Raw genomic sequence first — 18,567 nt, 5'->3', positions numbered from 1 at the left:
ATGAACACCGCAACCCTGATGCGCGAGCGCAGCAAGGAAAACGAACTGGTTTTCGCCGTGCTGTCCTATGCTTCCCGCTGCGTGGCGGAGGGCGATCTCCACGCCTTCCGCTCGCTGGGCTTCGACCTGGACGACATCCAGACCATCGAGCGTCTATCGCTCACCGAGCTGCAACTGCTGGCCGCATCGCGCAGCCATGCCATCAACATCAGCCTGGATCGTGAAGCCTGGGGCTGGCTGCTCAAGCGGATGCGACGCCAGCGCAGCCGCGATGCACTCGCCCTGGCCTTGATCCGGCTGGACGCGCCGAAGGCCATGATGGCTTCGCTATTCGGCACCACCGACCGCGAATACTCCACCCGGCGCGAGGCCTGCGGCATCACCGAGACTGTGGCCGGCGGACGCCCGCCCTCGGCGAGCGAGGCCGAGGAGCGGCATCTCTGGGAGCTGTGGGTGCGTCTGGCCAAGCCGGACACCCCGCAGCAGCTGCGCTCCGACGACCTCTGGTTGGTCATCGCCAGGGAGGGCCGTCCCGCCATTCGCACCGCCTGGAGCCTGATCCAGAAGTGGGCGCACGAACGCTATTCGCTCACCGCCTTCCAGCGGGATCGGACGCTGTTGAGCGCCGACGAGATCCGCCGGGCCGAGATCGAGCTGCGTGAGCGCCACGGCGTCCGCGCAGCGGAGGACGGCGGATGATCCCCCAACGAAAAGAACCTGGTGCCGCCTCGCCGCGCACCTTGGCGCTGGACGTGATGATCCGCGCCTCGCTGGAGCGGCTGCTCGACGCCCCGACGGGTGCTCAGCCCTCCAGCGAGGCGCTGCTGTTCATGGGCAACTGGCACGACGCCATGCCGCGTCTGCTGATCCAGGACGCGGTGCTGGAACCCGTGGACAAAATCGTCTGGCAGGTCATCAAGTTGCAGGCGCAGTCGCAGAGCGCCACCAGCTTCCCCAGTTACGCGCAGATCGCCCGCCATGCCAATGTGTCGTCGGACGCCACCGTTTCCCGCGCGCTGGCCATCCTGCGCACGACGCGCTGGCTCACCCTCTGTGCGCGTGCGCGTGACCAACGGGGCCGCTTCCGGGGAAGCATCTACGCGCTGCATGACGAGCCGCTACCGCTGGCCGATACCCTCTATCTGGATCAGGACTACATGCAGTTTCTGATGCACACCGCCGAGGCGCATTCGCACAACCGCGCCCGGCAAATCGCCCAGGTCGCCCTCGAAACCCTGCAAGGCGAGATTGAGGAGGGCAGCCAAGTGCTCGATCCGCCCGCACCGCTGGCCCAACGGCTGGCCTTGCAGGCCGCTGTTGCCGGGCAACTGCCGGTAGATCGAACCTTGTCGCGTGGCTTGCCCATCGGCGCGCGCTGGGTAGCGTCGCTGCACCGCGCGCAGTCGACGGTGATGCCACCCCGGCTTCAGAAATCGAAGGCGGACGAATCACCCTCGCCGATGGCCCGGCTACAGGAATCGAAGCCGGCATCACCGGCTTCAGTTTCTGCGGGCGCTTCAAAAACTGGCCCTCTTCAGAATCTGAAGTCCGCTGTTGCTGGTAGTCGTAGTGGTAGTGAAGAAATAAAAAATACAACCACTACAACAACCCATCCCAGCCAGCCGGAGGCAGCGGCAACCGCCGTCACCGGGATGCTCAAGACCCTGCGGTTCCCAATACGCCTTTCGGACAACGACCGGCGCATCGCGGCCATGCACCTGCGCAAGACGCCGGAGCATCTGCGGCAGATCGTGCTCGATCTTCTGGATCGCAAGCTCAAGGCCGAGGAGAGCGGCGGCGAGCAGCTGCTGTTCCCCACGTCCTACCTCGCCAAGCTCTGCCAGCGCGCTCAGAACAACACGCTCGTGCTGGAGAACAGCCTGCCGACCCAGAGCAAGGCGGAGCAACGGGCCGAGAGCGAGCGCGAGAAGCGTCTGCGTGAGCTGAAGGCGCAGGCGCTGGCTGCTCAGACCGACATCCAGCACTGGACGCGGATGCAGCAGCTCTACGCGAAATCACGCCCAGACGATCCGTTCCCCGCCCGCAACATCCAGAGCGCGCAGGCGCGCCATGCCGAGGTGCTGGGGCAGATCAAGTCACTGACGGATGCCTGGACGGCCCCGTGCCGTGCGCTTTGAGGTGTTTCCAGTGGAAACACTTGCACTGTTGCTATGACACGGTAGATGTTGACATCTACAGTGTCTTTGCAACAATCTGACCACGATGAGCCAAGCCCCTACAACCCGCAAAGCCACGCTGAGTCTTGCTCACCGCAAGGGGCTGCTGCGCGCGCGTGACCTGAAGGCCGTAGGTCTGCCCACCGTGGCACTGACCCGGCTGGTGAAGTCCGGCGAGATCGAGAGGGTCGCTCGCGGCCTCTACAGCCTGCCCAACCGGCCCCACAGCGAACACCGCTCTCTGGCTGAAGCCGCGCTAAGGGTTCCACGCGGCGTCATCTGCCTGCTCTCCGCCCTGCGCGTGCATGAGATCGGCACCCAGGCCCCCTTCGAGGTCTGGATGGCGCTGCCGGTGCATCTGACGGCTCCCAGGCTGGATCAGCCCGCGCTGCGGATCATCCGCATGTCGGATACCACACTGGCCGCCGGTGTGGAGAAGGTCAAGATGGACGGCGTGCAAGTGCCCGTGTTCTGCGCCGCGAAGACCGTGGCGGATTGCTTCAAATACCGCAACAAGATCGGCCTGGATGTGGCGCTCGAAGCCCTGCACGACGGCTGGCGCAAGAAGAAGTTCACGATGGATGCACTGAACCACTATGCCGCCATGAACCGGGTGGCAAAGGTAATGCGGCCTTATCTCGAATCGCTGGTCGCATGAGCCGCAATCTCGCCGCCTCCATCCGCGCCCGACTCAAAAATCTGGCCGATGCGCGAAAGCAGGACTACAACCTGGTGCTGACGCACTATGGACTTGAGCGTCTGCTCTACCGGCTTTCCGTTTCCGAGCACTCGTCCCGCTTTCTGCTCAAGGGTGCGCTGCTGTTCTCGCTCTGGTATGACCTGCCGCACCGGCCAACCCGCGATGCCGATCTGCTGGGCTATGGCGATGCCGACATCGGCGCGCTGGTTCGGGTCTTTCAGAGCTTGTGCGCTTTGGAGGTTGCCGACGGCCTGCTGTTCGACGCGGACAGCGTGCAGGGTGGCGAGATCCGCAAGGACGCCGGTTACGGAGGCGTACGCATCGAACTGCGCGCTAGCCTGGACGGCGCACGGCTTTCGCTCCAGGTGGACATCGGCTTCGGTGATGCCGTCACGCCCGCTCCAGAAGCCGTGCGCTACCCAGTCATGCTGGACGATCTGCCCGTGCCTGAACTGCGGGCCTACCCCAAATACACGGTGGTTGCCGAGAAGGTTCACGTCATCTGCACGCTGGGCCTGGCCAACAGCCGGATGAAGGACTACTTCGACCTCTGGGTGCTGCTGCGCGAAAACGACCTCGACGCGGCCGAGCTTCGGCGAGCCATCGCCGCAACCTTCGAGCGCCGGAAGACCTCCGTCTCGCGGACGCTGCCGGTAGGCTTGAGTGAAGCCTTCGCCACCGATCCTGGCAAGCTGCTGCAATGGCAAGCCTTCCTGCGGAAGAACCGGCTGGCCGCTCTCTCCCTGGCAGAAGTGGTCGAGGTGCTCAGAAGCCGTCTGGAATCCATCGCTTTCCCGGTCTGAAGCACTGCGTCAGTCGTGCAGAGCCGGTGTTTCCACTGGAAACACCCGGTGGCTTGAACCCCACCAAGCCTAGCGGTCGTTTTGACTTCGACTGGCACCGTTAGCCGCCCATCATGGCTCGCGCCGTTACCAGGAGCCGCGATGCCGAAAGTCCCGAAGAAAACCGCTGCCATCTCCGCAGAGACGGCCCTTGATGCCAGCGAGTTGCTGGAAGCGGTGCCAGGGGATGACGACGCCTCTCCCGGTCCGCTGCGCTCAGAGTCCTGGATCACCCTGCAAACTCGTCAGGCGCAGCGCCTGGTCGGCGGACGGCGTGCCGAGGATGGAACCCCCGGCATCGTCGGCTTGACCCGCTTTGCTTCGATGCTGCGCCCGCTCTGGAACGCCGCGCGCGCCGACGACCCCTGGGCCGACTGGTGGCTTCTGAAAGTGCATGACGCCATCGAGCAGGGCCATCAGGAACTCGATGTGTTGCTGGAGCACGTTTCCGGTCTGCTCAAGAAAACGCCGAATGTTTCGGTGACGATGGCCGTGTCCATCGAGCCGTTGAAAGTGCCGCTGACTTTCACCAACCCCTATGCGTTTCGTGGTGCCTACTTGCTGGCGAAGTTCGATGACCTGGTGCGCGCCGTGCTGACGGCACGGCATGTGGCGATGCTCGACCGCGACAGCAGCGAACGCCTGATCGCCGATGGTGGCCGCCAGGTGCGGCGGGCCTACAACGCGGCACTGGGCTACCGCTTTCTCGCCATCAGCCGCGAAGACGCTCGCCTGATGACGGCACGGATCAAGGAAGCCGAAGCGCAGATGGGCGCGTTGCCGCCGGACATCCTCGACGCCAAGTTGCGCGCGCCCTTCGCGCCGGAGATCGTGCGGCCCGCACGCGGCATGAGCATGTCCGCTGCTGCCGTGGTGAAGCTGCGCAAGGGCAAGGCCAAAACCGCAGAATCTGCAACAGCGGCTGACGGAGCGACTGGCGGCGAAGCCCTGACGGAGCGAGTCGCCGAAGGCCCTGCCACAGCCCTTTAAGGGTAAGGGAGCCTCGACGCGCGCAGCGCGCCGCGAGGCGACCCTACCACCTGGAAACTGCGTCAGCGCCGCACGGTGTCCCTCGCTCGCCAAACCCTCAGCAACAGCGTGCTGGCAGATCAGCCGATCCCCGCGTTGCTCGAACGTTTCGATGAGCTGACGCAACAAGCGCAGGCCCTGGAGCAGCAGGCCGGCCAACTGATCGAACACTGGCGCAGCCGAAGTCGGACGCTACCGTTCTACCTGGCCCGGCTCAGCGGTGAGTCGCTGACGCTGCTGCGCTGGCGCAGGCGTGCCGATACCGCAGGCTGCGGCGGACGGCGCTTCGAGCTGCTGGACGATGCAGCCGCGCTGCAAAAGCTGGAGGCGGCAGACCTCACCGCAGTGCTCGACATCGAGCGCCAGCGCGGGGCCATCAACTTCGCCTATGCCCTCTGCACCTATGAGCGCCAACGGCTAAATGACTTGCTGCTCAACCGCCGTCGTCTGGCGGAGGCGCGGAAACTGCGGGCTGGCTGATGGAGGTTTTGTCTTATCCGCCGAAAGCCTTGCGCCAACACTGAGGCCTTAACCAGGAGCAGGCGATGAACCGATTCAGTGGCGTGGGCAACTTGGGCGACAAGCCCAAGCACAAAGTGGTGCCGGTGGGCGACGAGCAACGCGATGTGCTCGATCTGCGCATCTACTTTGACCGCTCGGTGCCGGATGGCGACGGCGGCTACACCGACAAGGGCGGCTTCTGGCTCAGCGCCAACCTCTGGGGCCAGCGCGCCAAGACCCTGAGCGAGCTGCTGGACAAGGGGATGCGCGTGCGTGTGGAGGGCACCCTGATCCAGGAGACCTGGGAAGACCGCGAGGGCGAGGAACGCAGCGGCATGAAGCTCGACCTCGACGCCCTGACGCTGGAATTGGTGCGCGTAGCCAGCATCACCATGCGCTCCCGTGAAACCGGCGCGGAAAGCCCGGAGCCGGAGCCCGCGCCGTCGCCACGCTCGCGCAAGGCGAAGTCCTGACGGCGGACAAAACCGTCAGGTTTCACATGGAACTCGACGCTTTTGTCTCGACCATGAGCGACGCTGAAAACCCTGATGCCGAGAGCGAGGCCCTGCGGATCACCGTGGAGACCGCCGCCCAAGCCTTCGGCTGCGCCTGCCATCACGGCGTGCGCCTGCGGGTCGCCACGTTGTGGATCATGCGGGCGCGCGGCATGACGGTGCCCAGCCTCGCCGCGACGCTCGACGTAAGCGAGTCACACCTCAACCAGCTACTGGTGCATCCGCACCGTCATTACTTCCATCGCCGCAAGCGGCGCTTGCTCGCGGAAGAACTCGGCTTCGATCTCTGGCTGTATCCCGAATCCCTGTGCAGCGACTCCGCACCGCGTGACCTCGACCTGCTGCTGCAACGCCTGCGGCTCTTGGGAATGCCGGCCGCGATGGCCGCGAACATGGCGCTGGATGCGCGCGGCATCCAGATCGCGCGTGACCTGTGCCCGCTGCTGGGACTGGGCTATCGCGCAATCAAGCGGCGGCTGGAGGGTCAGATCACGCCCAGTGCCGATGAGCGCGCCGCGCTGCTGCCGGTGTTGGGCTTCGATCCCTGGGCCGCTGCCGCGCCCGCCTGAGTCATGCAGGTCTATCTCTGCGAGAAGCCCAGCCAAGCCCGCGACATCGCTGCCGTCTTGGGGGCTACACGCAAGGCCGATGGCGCACTGCTCGGTGATGCACTGGCCGTCACTTGGTGTTTTGGCCATCTGCTGGAAATGGCGGCGCCCGAAGCCTACGACCCCACCTACAAGCGGTGGTCGCTCGATACACTGCCCATCCTGCCTACCGCCTGGAAGCTGGAAGTCAGGAAAGATGCCGCGCGGCAGTTCCGGGCCATCCGCGAGCTGCTGAAAACGGCGCGCGAGGTGGTGCTGGCCACCGACGCCGACCGCGAGGGCGAAACCATTGGCCGCGAGGTGCTGGAAGCCTTGCGCTGGCGCGGCCCGGTGCGGCGACTGTGGCTTTCGGCGCTGGATACCGTCTCGGTCCGCAAGGCACTGGCGCAGCTGCTGCCCGGTGAGAAGACCGCGCCGCTTTACCTCGCCGGGCTCGGCCGTGCTCGTGCGGACTGGCTGGTCGGCATGAACCTCACGCGCGCCTTTACGCTGCTAAACGTCAGCGACGGCCAGGACGGCGTGCGTTCGGTCGGCCGCGTGCAGACGCCCACGTTGCGGCTCGTGGTGGAGCGCGATTACGAGATCGAGAGCTTCAAACCCCAGACGTTCTGGGACGTGACGGCGCACTGCATCTCAGCGAGCCAGCAGCAGACGTTCAAGGCGCGCTGGGTGCCTGGCGACGTGCCCAGCGATTCCGAGGGACGCTGCACCAGTGAACCGGCGGCCCGCACCGTGGCGCAGCGCGTCTCAGGCCGCAACGGACAGGTCGTGCTGGCCGAAACCCAGCGGCTGTCGGAAGCACCGCCGCTGCCCTTCGATCTATCCGGCTTGCAGCAGGAATGCTCGCGCCGATTCGGCATGGGCGCACAGGAGACTCTGGACAGCGCGCAGCGGCTCTACGAGCAATGGAAGGCCGTCACCTATCCGCGCACGGATTGCAGCTACCTGCCAGAGTCGCAGTTCTCCGATGTGCCATCGGTGCTGGCGGCCATCGCGGCAAGCGATCCGGAAAGCATGACCGACCCAGTGCGGTTGGCGGACGCCAAGCGACGCTCACGCGCTTGGGACGACCGCAAGATAACTGCCCACCACGCCATCATTCCCACCGCCGCGCGAGCTGCGGTGAAGGAGATAAACGAAACTGACCGGCGGGTGTATGACCTGATCCGCCGCCGTTATCTCGCTCAGTTCTACCCCGACCATGTGTTCGACCGCACGCGCATCGAGCTGCGGATCGAGAGCGAGCGGATGCGCTGCGCGGGCCGCGTGGTGGTCGTGATGGGCTGGAAAATGGTTGTGGAGTCCCACGCCGACGATCACAGCCGCGAGGACGACGCGGCGCTGCCTCCGCTGAAGCAGGGCGATGCCGTGCGGTGCAGCCGGGCAGAAGTCGAGCGCAAGCTGACCCAGCCGCCTGCGCGCTACACCGAAGGAACCCTGATCCAGGCGATGAAATCCATCGGTCGCCTGATTCAGGACGCGAAGCTGCGACAGGTGCTCAAGGAGACCTCCGGCATCGGCACCGAAGCAACGCGCGCCGCAATCATCGAAACCCTGCTGGCGCGCGGCTACGTGATCCGGCAAGGCAAGAAGAAACAGCTGGTCAGCACGCCCAAGGGGCGCACGCTGATTGCGGCGGTGCCGGAGGCCGTGAAAGACGCCGCCACCACCGCGCTATGGGAGCAGGCCCTCGACGACATCGCCCAGGGCAAGGCGGAATTGGAACCCTTCCTCGCTCGTCAGCGCGACGGACTTTCAGCTCTAGTAAGACTGCTGAAGGAGCAGGCATCCAGCGCGAATCGGCCTTCTGCAAACACTGCGAAAGCTGCGACAGCGCCCATCGAGGCACCGAAGCACTGTCCGAAGTGCAAGACCGGGAAGCTGGTGCAGAAGATCGCCCGCAAGGGAGTCCGAAGCGGCCAGCAGTTCTGGGCCTGCAACCGTTGGCCAGATTGCGGATTTTCGGGCCAGTCAAGGTGAGGGTGGCGACTCACGAAGGTTGTTGGCTTAACAATCTCATGTTCTTGCACGCACAATTTGCGTAGTGTATAGTATTACTACTTACTATGCATTTAACCTAGTCATTGCTCATGCCCTCCCGCGCAGAAACTCAGCACCCAGTATTGATTTCCTCTGGCCCTCGTCAGGGCGCCAAGCGCTGGGCACGCTTCGTCCGTCCTGACCAGCTCCACCATCGGGCGCAGGTGCGCCGCCTCGTCAACGAATCCAAGGATGCGGTGTCGGTCGTGCTAGTCCCGGACAACGGCATCCCCGAGAGCGTGCGGGCCGGCCAGTTCTTGACCCTCATCGCGCAGATCGACGGCAAGCCGGTCAAGCGGGCCTATTCCCTCAGCGAGCTCCCGAAAGACGGCACGCTCACCATCACCAGCAAGCGCGTCGAGGGCGGCGTGATGTCGGCGTATCTCAATACGCGGCTACGCGAGGGCGACTGGCTTCAGTTCGCTGGCCCCAGTGGCGACTTCGTCGTCCCCGCGCGGGTGCCGGATCACTACGTGTTCGCTGCGGCTGGTTCGGGCATCACGCCAATCATGGCCATGCTGGACCAGCTGCTGGGGCAGGAACACCGCATCACCCCGATCACGCTGTTCTATGGCAACCGCCGTGAGCAGGACATCCTGTTCCGCGAACGCCTGGATGCTCTGGCCCGCCGGAACAAGAACCTCGACATCCGCTACGTCCTCAGCAAACCAGAGAAGGGCTGGAATGGCCGTTGCGGGCGCATTGGCGGCGACGCGCTGCGGGACGCCGCGCCGGGTGCCGCCGCGCACTACTTTCTCTGCGGCCCTGATGACTTCAACGAGTCACTGCGCCGCCAGCTCGTCGCACTCGGCGTTCCGCCACCAGCCATTGCCAGCGAGCTGTTCACCACGCTGGCGCGCGAGTCCCGCCCGCATCCGAAAGACCCGCATCCCGTGCTGTTCCGCGTGGGTGGATCGGAGAAAGAGGTGACCGTGCGGCCCGGCGAAACCCTGCTGGAAGCCGGTCTGCGGGCCGGTGTCGCACTGCCTTTCAGTTGCACGATGGGGGGCTGCGGCCACTGCAAGGTGAAGGTGCTCGATGGCGAGGTCGCCACCGATGCGCCGAATTGCCTGACCGAACCCGAACGGCAGGCCGGCTACGCACTGGCCTGCTGCGCCTACCCGCATCGCCAGGCGACAGTGACCGTAGAGGAGACCGCGTGATGGGTGCCGCGGCGGAGTCCACTTACCGCATGGCCGAGGTGGTTCGGCGCTCGGGCGTGACCCGCGAGACCATCCACTTCTACCTGCGCGAGGGCCTGCTGCCGCCGCCGCGCAAGACCGCGCACAACGCCGCGCTCTATGGCGACGAGCATCTGCACCGGCTGCGGCTCATCCGTTCGTTGCGGGAGGAGCATCTGCTGCCACTGAAGGCGATCAAGAGCCTGCTCGCCGACCAGCCGGAACTCCAGTTCAGCGCTGACCAGTTCGCCACCCTGCAGGCCCTGCGGCGCCTAAGACTCAACGACCTTCGCCAGCAGAAGCCCGGCGGCGACAGCAGGACCGCAGGCGATCTCGCCGGTGAGCTGGGACTTGCTCCCGACGAGCTGCAAGAGTTGCGTGACATCAAGTTGCTCACCTCTGGCAATGACGAGGTGCTGGATGCCGACGAGGCCGAGTGCCTACGGCTCTGGTCGGTGGTGCGCGACGCCGGCATCAACGCCGAGAAGGGCTTCAGCCCGCGCGACATCGGCTACATCGACCAGGCCGCCAAGCTGCTGTTCGAGCGCGAAGTCGCCTTGTTCAAGGACCGCGTGCAGCAGCTGCGCCCTGCCGAGATCGATTCGCTGCTGCACACCGTCATCCCGGCCATTCACCGGCTGCTGGTGATCCGCCATGAACGCATGATTTCGGCGCTGCTGGAGGTGTATGGGGCCTCCGCCGCGCGCACGACCCCACCCCATGAGGAGTGAGACACATGAGCATCGCTACCGCTGCAACCCCGACACTTGGCCGCATGTTGAATGGCCTGCCGCTCAAGATGCAGAACAAGGTCACGCAGACGATGGAGAACATCTCCCTCGTCGCTGAAATCCGCGACCCCAAGGTCGGGGCGAGCATGTTGCCGTCGGCCTACCGCGGCCTCTGGCAGCGCAAGGGCAAGGGCGACGATCACGTGCCGATGAAGTCCGGCCACGCCGTGCATTTCGACCTGAACTACGGCACCGACTTCCCGGAGATGTATGACCTCTATCGCCGGGCGGTCGCCAACCAGTGGGACGGCGAATGGCAGCTCGACTGGAGCACCCAGGTCGATCCGATGAATCCGGAAACGCCTATCCTCGGCCACACGCCGTTTGCTCCGTTCGAGGGGCTGGAAGCTGCTGGTGTGAAGCTCGACGCCACCGAAAAGCAGAAGCTCAACTACCACTTCGCGGCATGGATGCTTTCGCAGTTCATGCACGGCGAGCAGGGCGCGCTCTACGCCTCCGCGCAATGCACGGAGGCCGTCAGCTGGGTCGACGGCAAGCTCTATGGCGCCACCCAGGTGATGGACGAGGCGCGCCACCTCGAAGTGTTCTTGCGCTACCTGGAAACGAAGATCGAGCGCGTCTACAAGGTCAATGACAACCTCTTCGTCATCATTGACGACCTGCTCACCGATTCGCGCTGGGACGTGAAGTTCCTCGGGATGCAGATCATGGTCGAAGGGCTGGCGCTGGGTGCCTTCTCCACGATGTATAACCAGACCGGCGAGCCGCTGCTGAAGAACCTGCTCCGCTACGTGATCCAGGACGAGGCCCGCCACGTCCACTACGGCGTGCTGGCCCTGCGCGAACACTTCACCAAGAACCTCTCGGCCTCGGAGCGCCGCGAGCGCGAGGACTGGGCTTTCGAGGTGGCGATGCTGATGCGCAACCGCTTCTTCGCCCACGAAATCCATGATGAATGGTTCGCGCACCGCGTCCCGCGTGCAACCTGGAACCGCCTGATGGCGGAGTCACCGGCCATGACCAAGTTCCGCAGCATCATGTTCCAGCGCCTCGTGCCGAACCTGCAATACATCGGTCTGCTCTCGCCCCGCATGGAGAGCTACTACGAGAAGGCAGGTCTCATGGCCTATGCCGGTGGCAAGAACGCCAGCCAGCTCTCCGAGCAGGACCTGCTGCGCGACAACGACACGCTCGCCCAGCAGGCCATCGAGACGCTCCGCAAAGCGGCGTAAGCCCGTCACGCTTCTGGGCTGACAGCGTTGCCGTCAGCCCAGGGGCCTGTTGTGCAGGGTCAGCACAGCAGTTCTGCTCTTCTATTTCAACAAGAACCAGGGTCTGACCGCCCCAACGATTTCGAGGGCGCTGCCACGATGCAGACCATCCCGGGGGCGCTCTGTCCCACTGCCATCATCAATTCCAACCATGCTGCGGTGGTGCGTTTCGCGCAGGAAAACGGCAAGGCCGGCCAGCCCACCCGCGAACGCGCCGTGGCGCTGTATTACGCCGTGCGGGATGGCTTCCGCTACGACCCCTATCAACTCGATCTGACCCCCTACGGCATGAGCGCCAGTCGCGTGCTGGAGACCGGACACGGCTGGTGCGTGACCAAGGCTGTGCTGCTGGCAGCCGCCTGCCGTGCCTTGGGCATCCCGGCCCGCGTCGGTTTCGCCGACGTGCGCAACCACCTCTCCACGGCGCGCCTGCGGGAGACCATGAAGACCGATGTCTTCTATTGGCATGGCTACACATCGATCCGGCTCGACGGCCAATGGGTGAAGACAACGCCGGCCTTCAATATCGAACTGTGCGAACGCTTCGGCCTGCTGCCGCTGGAGTTCGATGGCCGCGCGGACTCGATCTACCACCCCTTTGACCGTGCCGGAAACCGGCACATGGAATACCTGTCGATGCGCGGCGAGTTCGATGACGTTCCGCTCGCCAGCATGGTGACGACCTTCCGCCAGCACTACAGCCAGATGAGCCGTCTCGAAGAATCGAGCTTCGACGACGATGTGCGCAGCGAAGTCACATCCGCCCGATGAGGCCTGAGATGGCTGACGACCGCATGGCGGCGACTGATGCCCGCTTGAACGCTCTGGGCGATCCAGTTGCGCTCGCCCGCTTCTTCTGTGAGCGCGTCCCGCACAGCCGCGACCTCGGCATGGCGATCCTACCCACCGAAGGGCCGCAAGCCCGCATGCGGCTGGTGCCGCAAGCCCATCTGCTGGACGACACCAGAGTCTCGATTTGCAGCAGCGTGCTTTATTCGCTTGCCGACTCCGCAGCTGGCCTCGCGGTATTCGCTGCCACACGGACATTGACACCCATTGCCACGCTGGACCTGCGGATGAACTACCTGCGCCCTGCGCCTGGCGATCACGCCCTGGTCGTCGAGGCGAGATGCGAGGCCGTCACCGACGATGTGGCCTTCGTGCGCTGCCTGGTGCACGCCGAAGGCCGCGCGGAGCCAGTGGCCACGGGGGATGCCACCTTCATGCGCGGCACCCGAGGCCGGCGTTTCGACGCCGAACCGCCACCCGAGCCTAGACCGGTCGTCTTGCCGCCTGCACGCTCCCCAGTCCGGCAACCGAGCGAGCCAGCTCATTCCTATGCCCGGCATCTCGGCATCGGTGTGCTCGCCGGCAGTGAAAGCCTTTGCTGGTATCTGCCCTTTCGAGAGGCACTGATCGGCAACGTGCAGATTCCCGCCCTGCATGGCGGCGTGCTGGCTGGGCTGATCGAGGAGGCCGCGCGCGTGGCCGTCGGAACTGGCCAGAGCGAAAGCCGCGCGCTGCGCATCCTCAACTGCGACATCGACTACCTGCGTCCGGCGCGGACGGTAGACACCTACGCCACGGCGGAGATCGTTCGCCGCACCCGGCGCACCGTGCTGGCCAAGGTTGTTTGCTGGCAGTCCGAGGATCGCGTGCCGGTGGCGACCGGCCGCGTACAGATTCTTCTCGATACCTCCGTCGCCAGTGTGCCCCCCTCTGCGGCGGAGACCTCCGCATGATCGCGAGTGCCAACGCAGTGACTGGGGATAGCGCTCCACCAGCTGTTCGCATGGGGGTTGAACCCGCTCCGATCATTGCGCTGGATGGCCAGGAGATCACCGTCTGGCGCTGGCCGCATCGGCGCGGTCGGCCCACGCTGCACTGGGCGCACGCCACCGGCTTCCACGGTCGCACCTATCGCCCTTTGCTCGATACGCTGGCCGAAGACTTCAACGTGCTGGCCTGGGACATGCGCGGCCACGGTGCCAGCGCGGCGGCGGGCACGCTGGATCGCTTCCGCGGCTGGCGGACTTACTACGATGATCTCTGCGCCCTGGTCGAGAGTCAGGAAGGGCCGATCTGGCTGGCCGGCCATTCGATCGGCGCCACCACCAGCATCATGGCGGCTGCCCGCCTGCCAGCGCGCGTGCGAGGCCTGGTGCTGGCCGAGCCGGTGATCCTCGACCGCGTGCAGGCTTTGCAGCTGCGCGCCGCCAAGCTGCTGCGGCAATCGCACCGCTTCGGTCTGGCTGCGGGGGCGGCACGCCGCCGCCCGCATTTCGCTTCGCGTGCCGAGGCCGTCGAGAAATACCGCGGCAGAGGCGGCTTCCGCAGTTGGCCGGCACTGTGGCTGGACGCCTATGTCGAACACGGCTTCGTCGATGACGAGATGGGTGTTCGCCTGGCCTGCGCACCGGCCTGGGAGAGCGCGACCTTTACGCATACCGAGCACAACGCCTGGCCGGGCATCCGCAAATTGCGATGCCCGATTATTGCGCTGGGGGCATCTGACGCCTCGACCTTTGCACCGGCAGCGCGGCTGCGCCTGAAGGCTCTGTTGCCCGCAGCCGAAGTCATCACCGTGACCAACACGACGCACTTTCTGCCGATGGAGTATCCGCAGGTGGTGGCGGAGGCCCTCAGACGCATGTTGTTGCAACCGGTTGGGACGGTCACCCCGATCGCAGGTCGTCCGCAATGAGAAAGCACGCCGTTCATTCGTCGCGCCTCAAGCTGTCGCCGCCTTGGTCATCTCCGCAGGCCTCATCGGCTCGCAGCTTGTGGGCGAGGGCTGCGCACTGCGTATTTGCGGTGTGGCTTGCACTTGTCTGCGGAACCTTCTCAGGCTGTAAGCGCAGTGATGAACCCGTCGCCGAGCCTGCGCCATGGGTGTTGAGCGTGGCGCTGGAGCCCGTATCGGGAACAGCAGTGGTCGTGTCCGGCACAGTGCGTGCCCGTTTCGAGACGCTCCTGTCCTTTGAGGTCGGTGGGCGCATCGCGACGCGTCTCGCCGAAACCGGGGACCAGGTCGTGGCTGGCCAGCCGCTTTTCCGGTTGGATCCGAAGGACTTCGAGCAGTCGGTGCGCGCTGCCGAAGCGGATCTTGCCGCCGCGCAGGCCGCAAGAAGTCTGCGCGGTGCTGACCTGGCCCGCGCAGAAACCCTGTCGGCGCAAGGCACGATCAGTCGTCAGGCCCTTCAACGCGAGCAGATGGCGGACGAGCAGGCGCGCGCCCAGGAGCAGGCCGCGACCGCTCGTCTTCAGCAGGCGCGCAATGCGCTCGGCTACTCGCGCATCTCCGCCCGGCAAGACGGGGTGCTGATCGAGGTCAGCGGCGAGCCAGGCCAGGTGGTCGCCGCCGGAGAACCCGTTGGTCGCCTGGCCAGTGGTGCCCTGCGCGAGGTCGAAGTCTTTCTGCCCGAACGGCTGCGCCCGCCCGCGACCGGCCTGCTGCAACTGGACGACCACTCGACCCTCAAGCTGACCCTGCGCGAGGCGGCAGGTGCCGCCGATGCCATCAGCCGCACCTGGCGCGCGCGCTATCAGCTTCCGCAGGACGCCGCGCAATTTCCGCTGGGCACCTTAGTGCGTGCACGCTTCGACGTTACGCAACCGCAGCAGGCACAGAAGGTGGACCCAGGAGCCACGGCAGAGGTCTATCGCGTGCCCCTCTCCGCCCTCGACGAGCGCGGCGAAGGTCCTCGCATCTGGCGTCTGACCAATGCCGGTGTGGAGCCCGTTCCCATACAGGTGCTTGCGCTCGAAGGAGACACCGCGCGTGTGCAGACCTCACTACCACCGGAAGCACGCATCGTGGCCGTCGGTGGGAATCTGCTGCGACCCGGCATGGCGGTGCGCGAGCGGCGGCAATGAGCCTGCCCAACCTATCCGCGCTTTCGGTGCGCGAGGGCGCGGTCACACTTTTCTTCCTGCTGCTGTCTCTCGCCATCGGGGCCTACACCTTCTTCAGCATGGGGCGCGCCGAGGACCCCAGCTTCACGCTCAAGGTGATGGTCGTATCGGCCCTCTGGCCTGGGGCGGATACCGAAACGCTGCGCGATCAGGTCGCGCAACGCCTGGAAAAGCGCATCCAGGAGGTTGACGAAGTCCATCACGTGGACACCACCATCCGACCCGGTCGTGTGGACCTCATGGTCGAGTTTCAGGACTACATCAACAGCGACCGTGCCCGGCAGCTGCGTTACGAGGTGCGGCGCCGGATGGACGAGGAGGCTCGAACGCTACCGCCGGGCGCCATCGGGCCCATCGTCAATGAGGACTTCAGCGATGTCTATTTCTGCCTGTTGTCGCTGACCGCACCCGGCCTGCCGCAGCGGCTGGTGCTGCGTCAGGCTGAAGCCATCCGCGACCGGCTGCAGGCCGTTCCCGGAGTCCACAAGGCCCTGCTGCTGGGGGAACGCCCCGAACGCTACTACGTGGATATCGACAACGACCGCTTGCTCAATCTGGGCATTCCGCCGCAGCAGATTTTCGCGGCGCTCGAAGACCATAACCACCTGTTGCCGGCTGGCCTGATCGAGTCCGGCGGACCGCGAACCTATTTTCGCGTGGATGCCGATCTTTCGGACATCAAGCATCTGCTGGCGCTTCCGATCCGCATCGGCGAGCGCATCCTGCGCCTGGACGAGATTGCCACCATCCATCGCGGCTACGAAGACCCGCCGGGTTACCTCGTTCGCGCGGGCGGTGAAGACGCGGTGCTGATCGGGGCGGTCATGAAATCCGGCTTCAATGGTCTGACGCTCGGCAAGTCGATGGACAAGTTTCTGGACGCGGAACACGCCCGACTACCACTGGGCATCACCCTCACCCGGCTCACCAACCAGGCCGAGTCCATCGACCAATCGGTCAGCCTCTTCCAGCTGAAGTTCTTCATCGCCGTCGGCGTGGTGCTGCTGGTCAGCGCGCTGGCAATCGGCCTGCGCGCTGCCGTGGTCGTGGGTATTGCGGTGCCGGCGACCTTGGGCTTGACGTTCTCCCTGATGCACCTCGCCGGACACGATCTCAACCTCGTGACGCTGGGTGCGCTGATCCTGGCGCTCGGCCTGCTGGTGGATGACGCCATCATCTCCACTGAGATGATGCTGGTGAAGATGGAGGAAGGCCTTGACCGCCTGCATGCAGCGGCCTTTGCCTGGACGAGCACGGCGGCGCCAATGCTGTTTGGGACGCTGGTCACCATCGCCGGCTTCGTGCCCATCGGCTTTGCGGCGTCGAGCACGGGCGAGTATGCCGGAGGCATTTTCTGGGTTCTGGCTTTTGCCCTGCTGCTGTCCTGGATCGTGGCCGTCACCTTCACGCCCTATCTCGGCGCGCGCCTTCTGCCGCCACCGGCAGCAGCTGTCGCGCAGCATGGTGCGGCCGGCTTGTATCAAACCTCCGGATATCGCCGTCTGCGTGGCGTCATCGAATGGTGCGTCCGCCGTCGCCGCGCCGTCGTCGTCGGCACTGTGGGCCTACTGGTAGTGTCGGTGTTGGGCATGATCCTGCTGGTGGAGAAACAGTTTTTTCCACCCTCGGACCGGCCAGAGGTGTTGATCGACATCTACCTGCCGCAAGGTAGTTCCATTGCCGCCACCGATGCCGTGGCGCGCGAGGTCGAGGCACAGCTCGTCAAGATGCCCGGCGTCCGCAGCCACTCCACTTACGTCGGTGCCGGAGCGCCGCGCTTTTTCATCTCGGCGTCCCCGCAGTTGCCCAATGCGGCCTTCGCCCGTGTGCTGGTGATTAGTGAAGGCGTTGCCGCGCGCGAGACCATCATCAGCCGGCTACAAGCGCAGATCGACGACGGAGCGTTTCCTGGCGTGATGGTGCGCGTTTCCCGGCTGCGTTACGGGCCACCGGTTGACTGGCCGGTGACCATGCGTGTGCTTGGCGATGATCCTGTCGAACTGCGCCGCATCGCAGAGAAGGTGCGGGCTGCAATGGCAGCACATCCCAACACGCGCATGACCCATCTGGAGTGGGACGAACGGGTGCCCATCATCCGCCTGCGTGCTGATGCCGAACGCCTGCGCCTGATCGGTCTGACACCGCGCGACGTGGCGGAGCAAATGCAGGGCGAGTTGCACGGCAGCACCGCGACGATCATTCGCGAAGACGTTCGCAGCGTCGAGCTACGTGTGCGCGGCTCGGAGGCCTACCGTCGCGACGGCGGATCGCTGGAACTGAAGACGCGCGATGGGCGAAAGATTCCCATGGCGCAGCTCGGTGACTTCGTGGTGGACTTCGAGGACCCAGTGCTGCGGCGCTACAACCGACATCTCTACATCCCTGTGCATGCCGATATCGAGGGCGCGCAGGTCAACGATGTGACCGCAGACGTATGGCGATCACTGGAGCCGCTGCGGTTGGATTTGCCGGACGGATACAGCATCGAGATCGGCGGCTCGGTCGAACGCTCGAAGACTGCCAACGCTGCCATTCAGAAGCTGCAACCCCTGGTCATCGTGCTGATGATGAGTTTCATCATGCTGCAGATGCGCAGTTTCTCAGGCACCTTCATGGTGCTGGCCACTGCACCGCTCGGTCTGATGGGCGCAGTCGCGGCACTGCTGCTTTCGGGCATGCCCTTCGGCTTCGTGGCCACGCTGGGGATCATCGGCCTGGCGGGCATTCTGATGCGCAATACGCTGATTCTCACTCAGCAGGTGTCCGACAACCTCGCCGACGGGATGAGCACTTACGCGGCGGTCGTCGAGGCCGCTGTTCGACGCGCACGGCCAGTGGTTCTGACCGCCGCCGCTGCCGCATTCGCATTCATTCCCCTGGCCTTCAACAGCTTCTGGGGACCGCTGGCGGTGGTGCTGATCGGCGGCGTCATTGTCGGCACAGCGATCACGCTGCTTTTTGTGCCCGCGCTCTACGCGATGTGGTATCGGCTCCCCATGCAGGATGCGCACAGTGATGTGCAACGAGCTTGAGGAG

Annotated in this window: 17 protein-coding genes; all 17 read left to right on the top strand. The window is 65.1% G+C overall.

All coding sequences use genetic code 11. The features are described from left to right. The 17 genes from AC3WT6_RS07480 to AC3WT6_RS07400 all read left to right on the top strand — a co-directional run bounded on the left by AC3WT6_RS07480 (position 1) and on the right by AC3WT6_RS07400 (position 18,563). Complete coding sequence (locus AC3WT6_RS07480) at positions 1-699, top strand: STY4526/YPO1902 family pathogenicity island replication protein (protein WP_492652957.1); 699 nt, start codon at positions 1-3, stop codon at positions 697-699. After that, positions 696-2,138 carry an STY4528 family pathogenicity island replication protein gene (locus AC3WT6_RS07475; RefSeq protein WP_492652956.1) on the top strand — a complete coding sequence of 481 codons (1,443 nt, stop codon included), beginning with the start codon at positions 696-698 and terminating at the stop codon, positions 2,136-2,138. Before AC3WT6_RS07480 ends, AC3WT6_RS07475 begins: the two co-directional genes overlap by 4 nt. Before the next feature lie 85 nt (positions 2,139-2,223). Further along, positions 2,224-2,835, top strand: coding sequence for a type IV toxin-antitoxin system AbiEi family antitoxin domain-containing protein (locus AC3WT6_RS07470; protein ID WP_492652955.1), 612 nt, complete (start codon positions 2,224-2,226; stop codon positions 2,833-2,835). Next, a complete protein-coding gene (locus AC3WT6_RS07465; RefSeq protein ID WP_492652954.1) occupies positions 2,832-3,680 on the top strand; it encodes a nucleotidyl transferase AbiEii/AbiGii toxin family protein in 849 nt (282 codons plus the stop codon). The genes AC3WT6_RS07470 and AC3WT6_RS07465 overlap by 4 nt, the downstream gene beginning before the upstream one ends. 141 nt (positions 3,681-3,821) lie before the next feature. After that, positions 3,822-4,709 carry a PFL_4669 family integrating conjugative element protein gene (locus AC3WT6_RS07460; RefSeq protein ID WP_492652953.1) on the top strand — a complete coding sequence of 296 codons (888 nt, stop codon included), beginning with the start codon at positions 3,822-3,824 and terminating at the stop codon, positions 4,707-4,709. A gap of 75 nt (positions 4,710-4,784) precedes the next feature. Next, positions 4,785-5,228, top strand: coding sequence for a hypothetical protein (locus tag AC3WT6_RS07455; RefSeq protein WP_492652952.1), 444 nt, complete (start codon positions 4,785-4,787; stop codon positions 5,226-5,228). 65 nt (positions 5,229-5,293) lie between these two features. Then, positions 5,294-5,722, top strand: coding sequence for a single-stranded DNA-binding protein (locus AC3WT6_RS07450; RefSeq protein WP_492652951.1), 429 nt, complete (start codon positions 5,294-5,296; stop codon positions 5,720-5,722). Between the two features lie 53 nt (positions 5,723-5,775). Next, on the top strand, positions 5,776-6,333 hold the full coding sequence (locus AC3WT6_RS07445; RefSeq protein ID WP_492652950.1) for a hypothetical protein: 558 nt from the start codon (positions 5,776-5,778) through the stop codon (positions 6,331-6,333). Between the two features lie 3 nt (positions 6,334-6,336). Next, a complete protein-coding gene (locus tag AC3WT6_RS07440) occupies positions 6,337-8,352 on the top strand; it encodes a DNA topoisomerase III (RefSeq protein ID WP_492652949.1) in 2,016 nt (671 codons plus the stop codon). 110 nt (positions 8,353-8,462) lie between these two features. After that, positions 8,463-9,575 carry a 2Fe-2S iron-sulfur cluster-binding protein gene (locus AC3WT6_RS07435; RefSeq protein WP_492652948.1) on the top strand — a complete coding sequence of 371 codons (1,113 nt, stop codon included), beginning with the start codon at positions 8,463-8,465 and terminating at the stop codon, positions 9,573-9,575. Beyond that, a complete protein-coding gene (locus AC3WT6_RS07430) occupies positions 9,575-10,324 on the top strand; it encodes a MerR family transcriptional regulator (protein WP_492653815.1) in 750 nt (249 codons plus the stop codon). The genes AC3WT6_RS07435 and AC3WT6_RS07430 overlap by 1 nt, the downstream gene beginning before the upstream one ends. Before the next feature lie 5 nt (positions 10,325-10,329). Then, positions 10,330-11,577, top strand: a complete 1,248-nt coding sequence (locus AC3WT6_RS07425) for a ferritin-like domain-containing protein (RefSeq protein ID WP_492652947.1) — start codon at positions 10,330-10,332, stop codon at positions 11,575-11,577. A gap of 138 nt (positions 11,578-11,715) precedes the next feature. Next, positions 11,716-12,387, top strand: coding sequence for a transglutaminase-like domain-containing protein (locus tag AC3WT6_RS07420; RefSeq protein WP_492652946.1), 672 nt, complete (start codon positions 11,716-11,718; stop codon positions 12,385-12,387). An 8-nt stretch (positions 12,388-12,395) separates the two neighbouring features. Further along, a complete protein-coding gene (locus tag AC3WT6_RS07415; protein ID WP_492652945.1) occupies positions 12,396-13,358 on the top strand; it encodes a PaaI family thioesterase in 963 nt (320 codons plus the stop codon). A 50-nt stretch (positions 13,359-13,408) separates the two neighbouring features. Continuing rightward, positions 13,409-14,320, top strand: coding sequence for an alpha/beta fold hydrolase (locus tag AC3WT6_RS07410; protein WP_492652944.1), 912 nt, complete (start codon positions 13,409-13,411; stop codon positions 14,318-14,320). A gap of 233 nt (positions 14,321-14,553) precedes the next feature. After that, positions 14,554-15,492: an efflux RND transporter periplasmic adaptor subunit gene (locus tag AC3WT6_RS07405; protein WP_492652943.1), complete on the top strand. Its 939-nt coding sequence runs from the start codon at positions 14,554-14,556 to the stop codon at positions 15,490-15,492. Further along, complete coding sequence (locus tag AC3WT6_RS07400; protein WP_492652942.1) at positions 15,489-18,563, top strand: efflux RND transporter permease subunit; 3,075 nt, start codon at positions 15,489-15,491, stop codon at positions 18,561-18,563. The genes AC3WT6_RS07405 and AC3WT6_RS07400 overlap by 4 nt, the downstream gene beginning before the upstream one ends. Positions 18,564-18,567 lie beyond the last annotated feature (4 nt).

The sequence above is a fragment of the Stagnimonas sp. FW305-C-60 genome, assembly GCF_058782965.1.
This window is presented reverse-complemented; position numbering and strand designations above follow the sequence as displayed.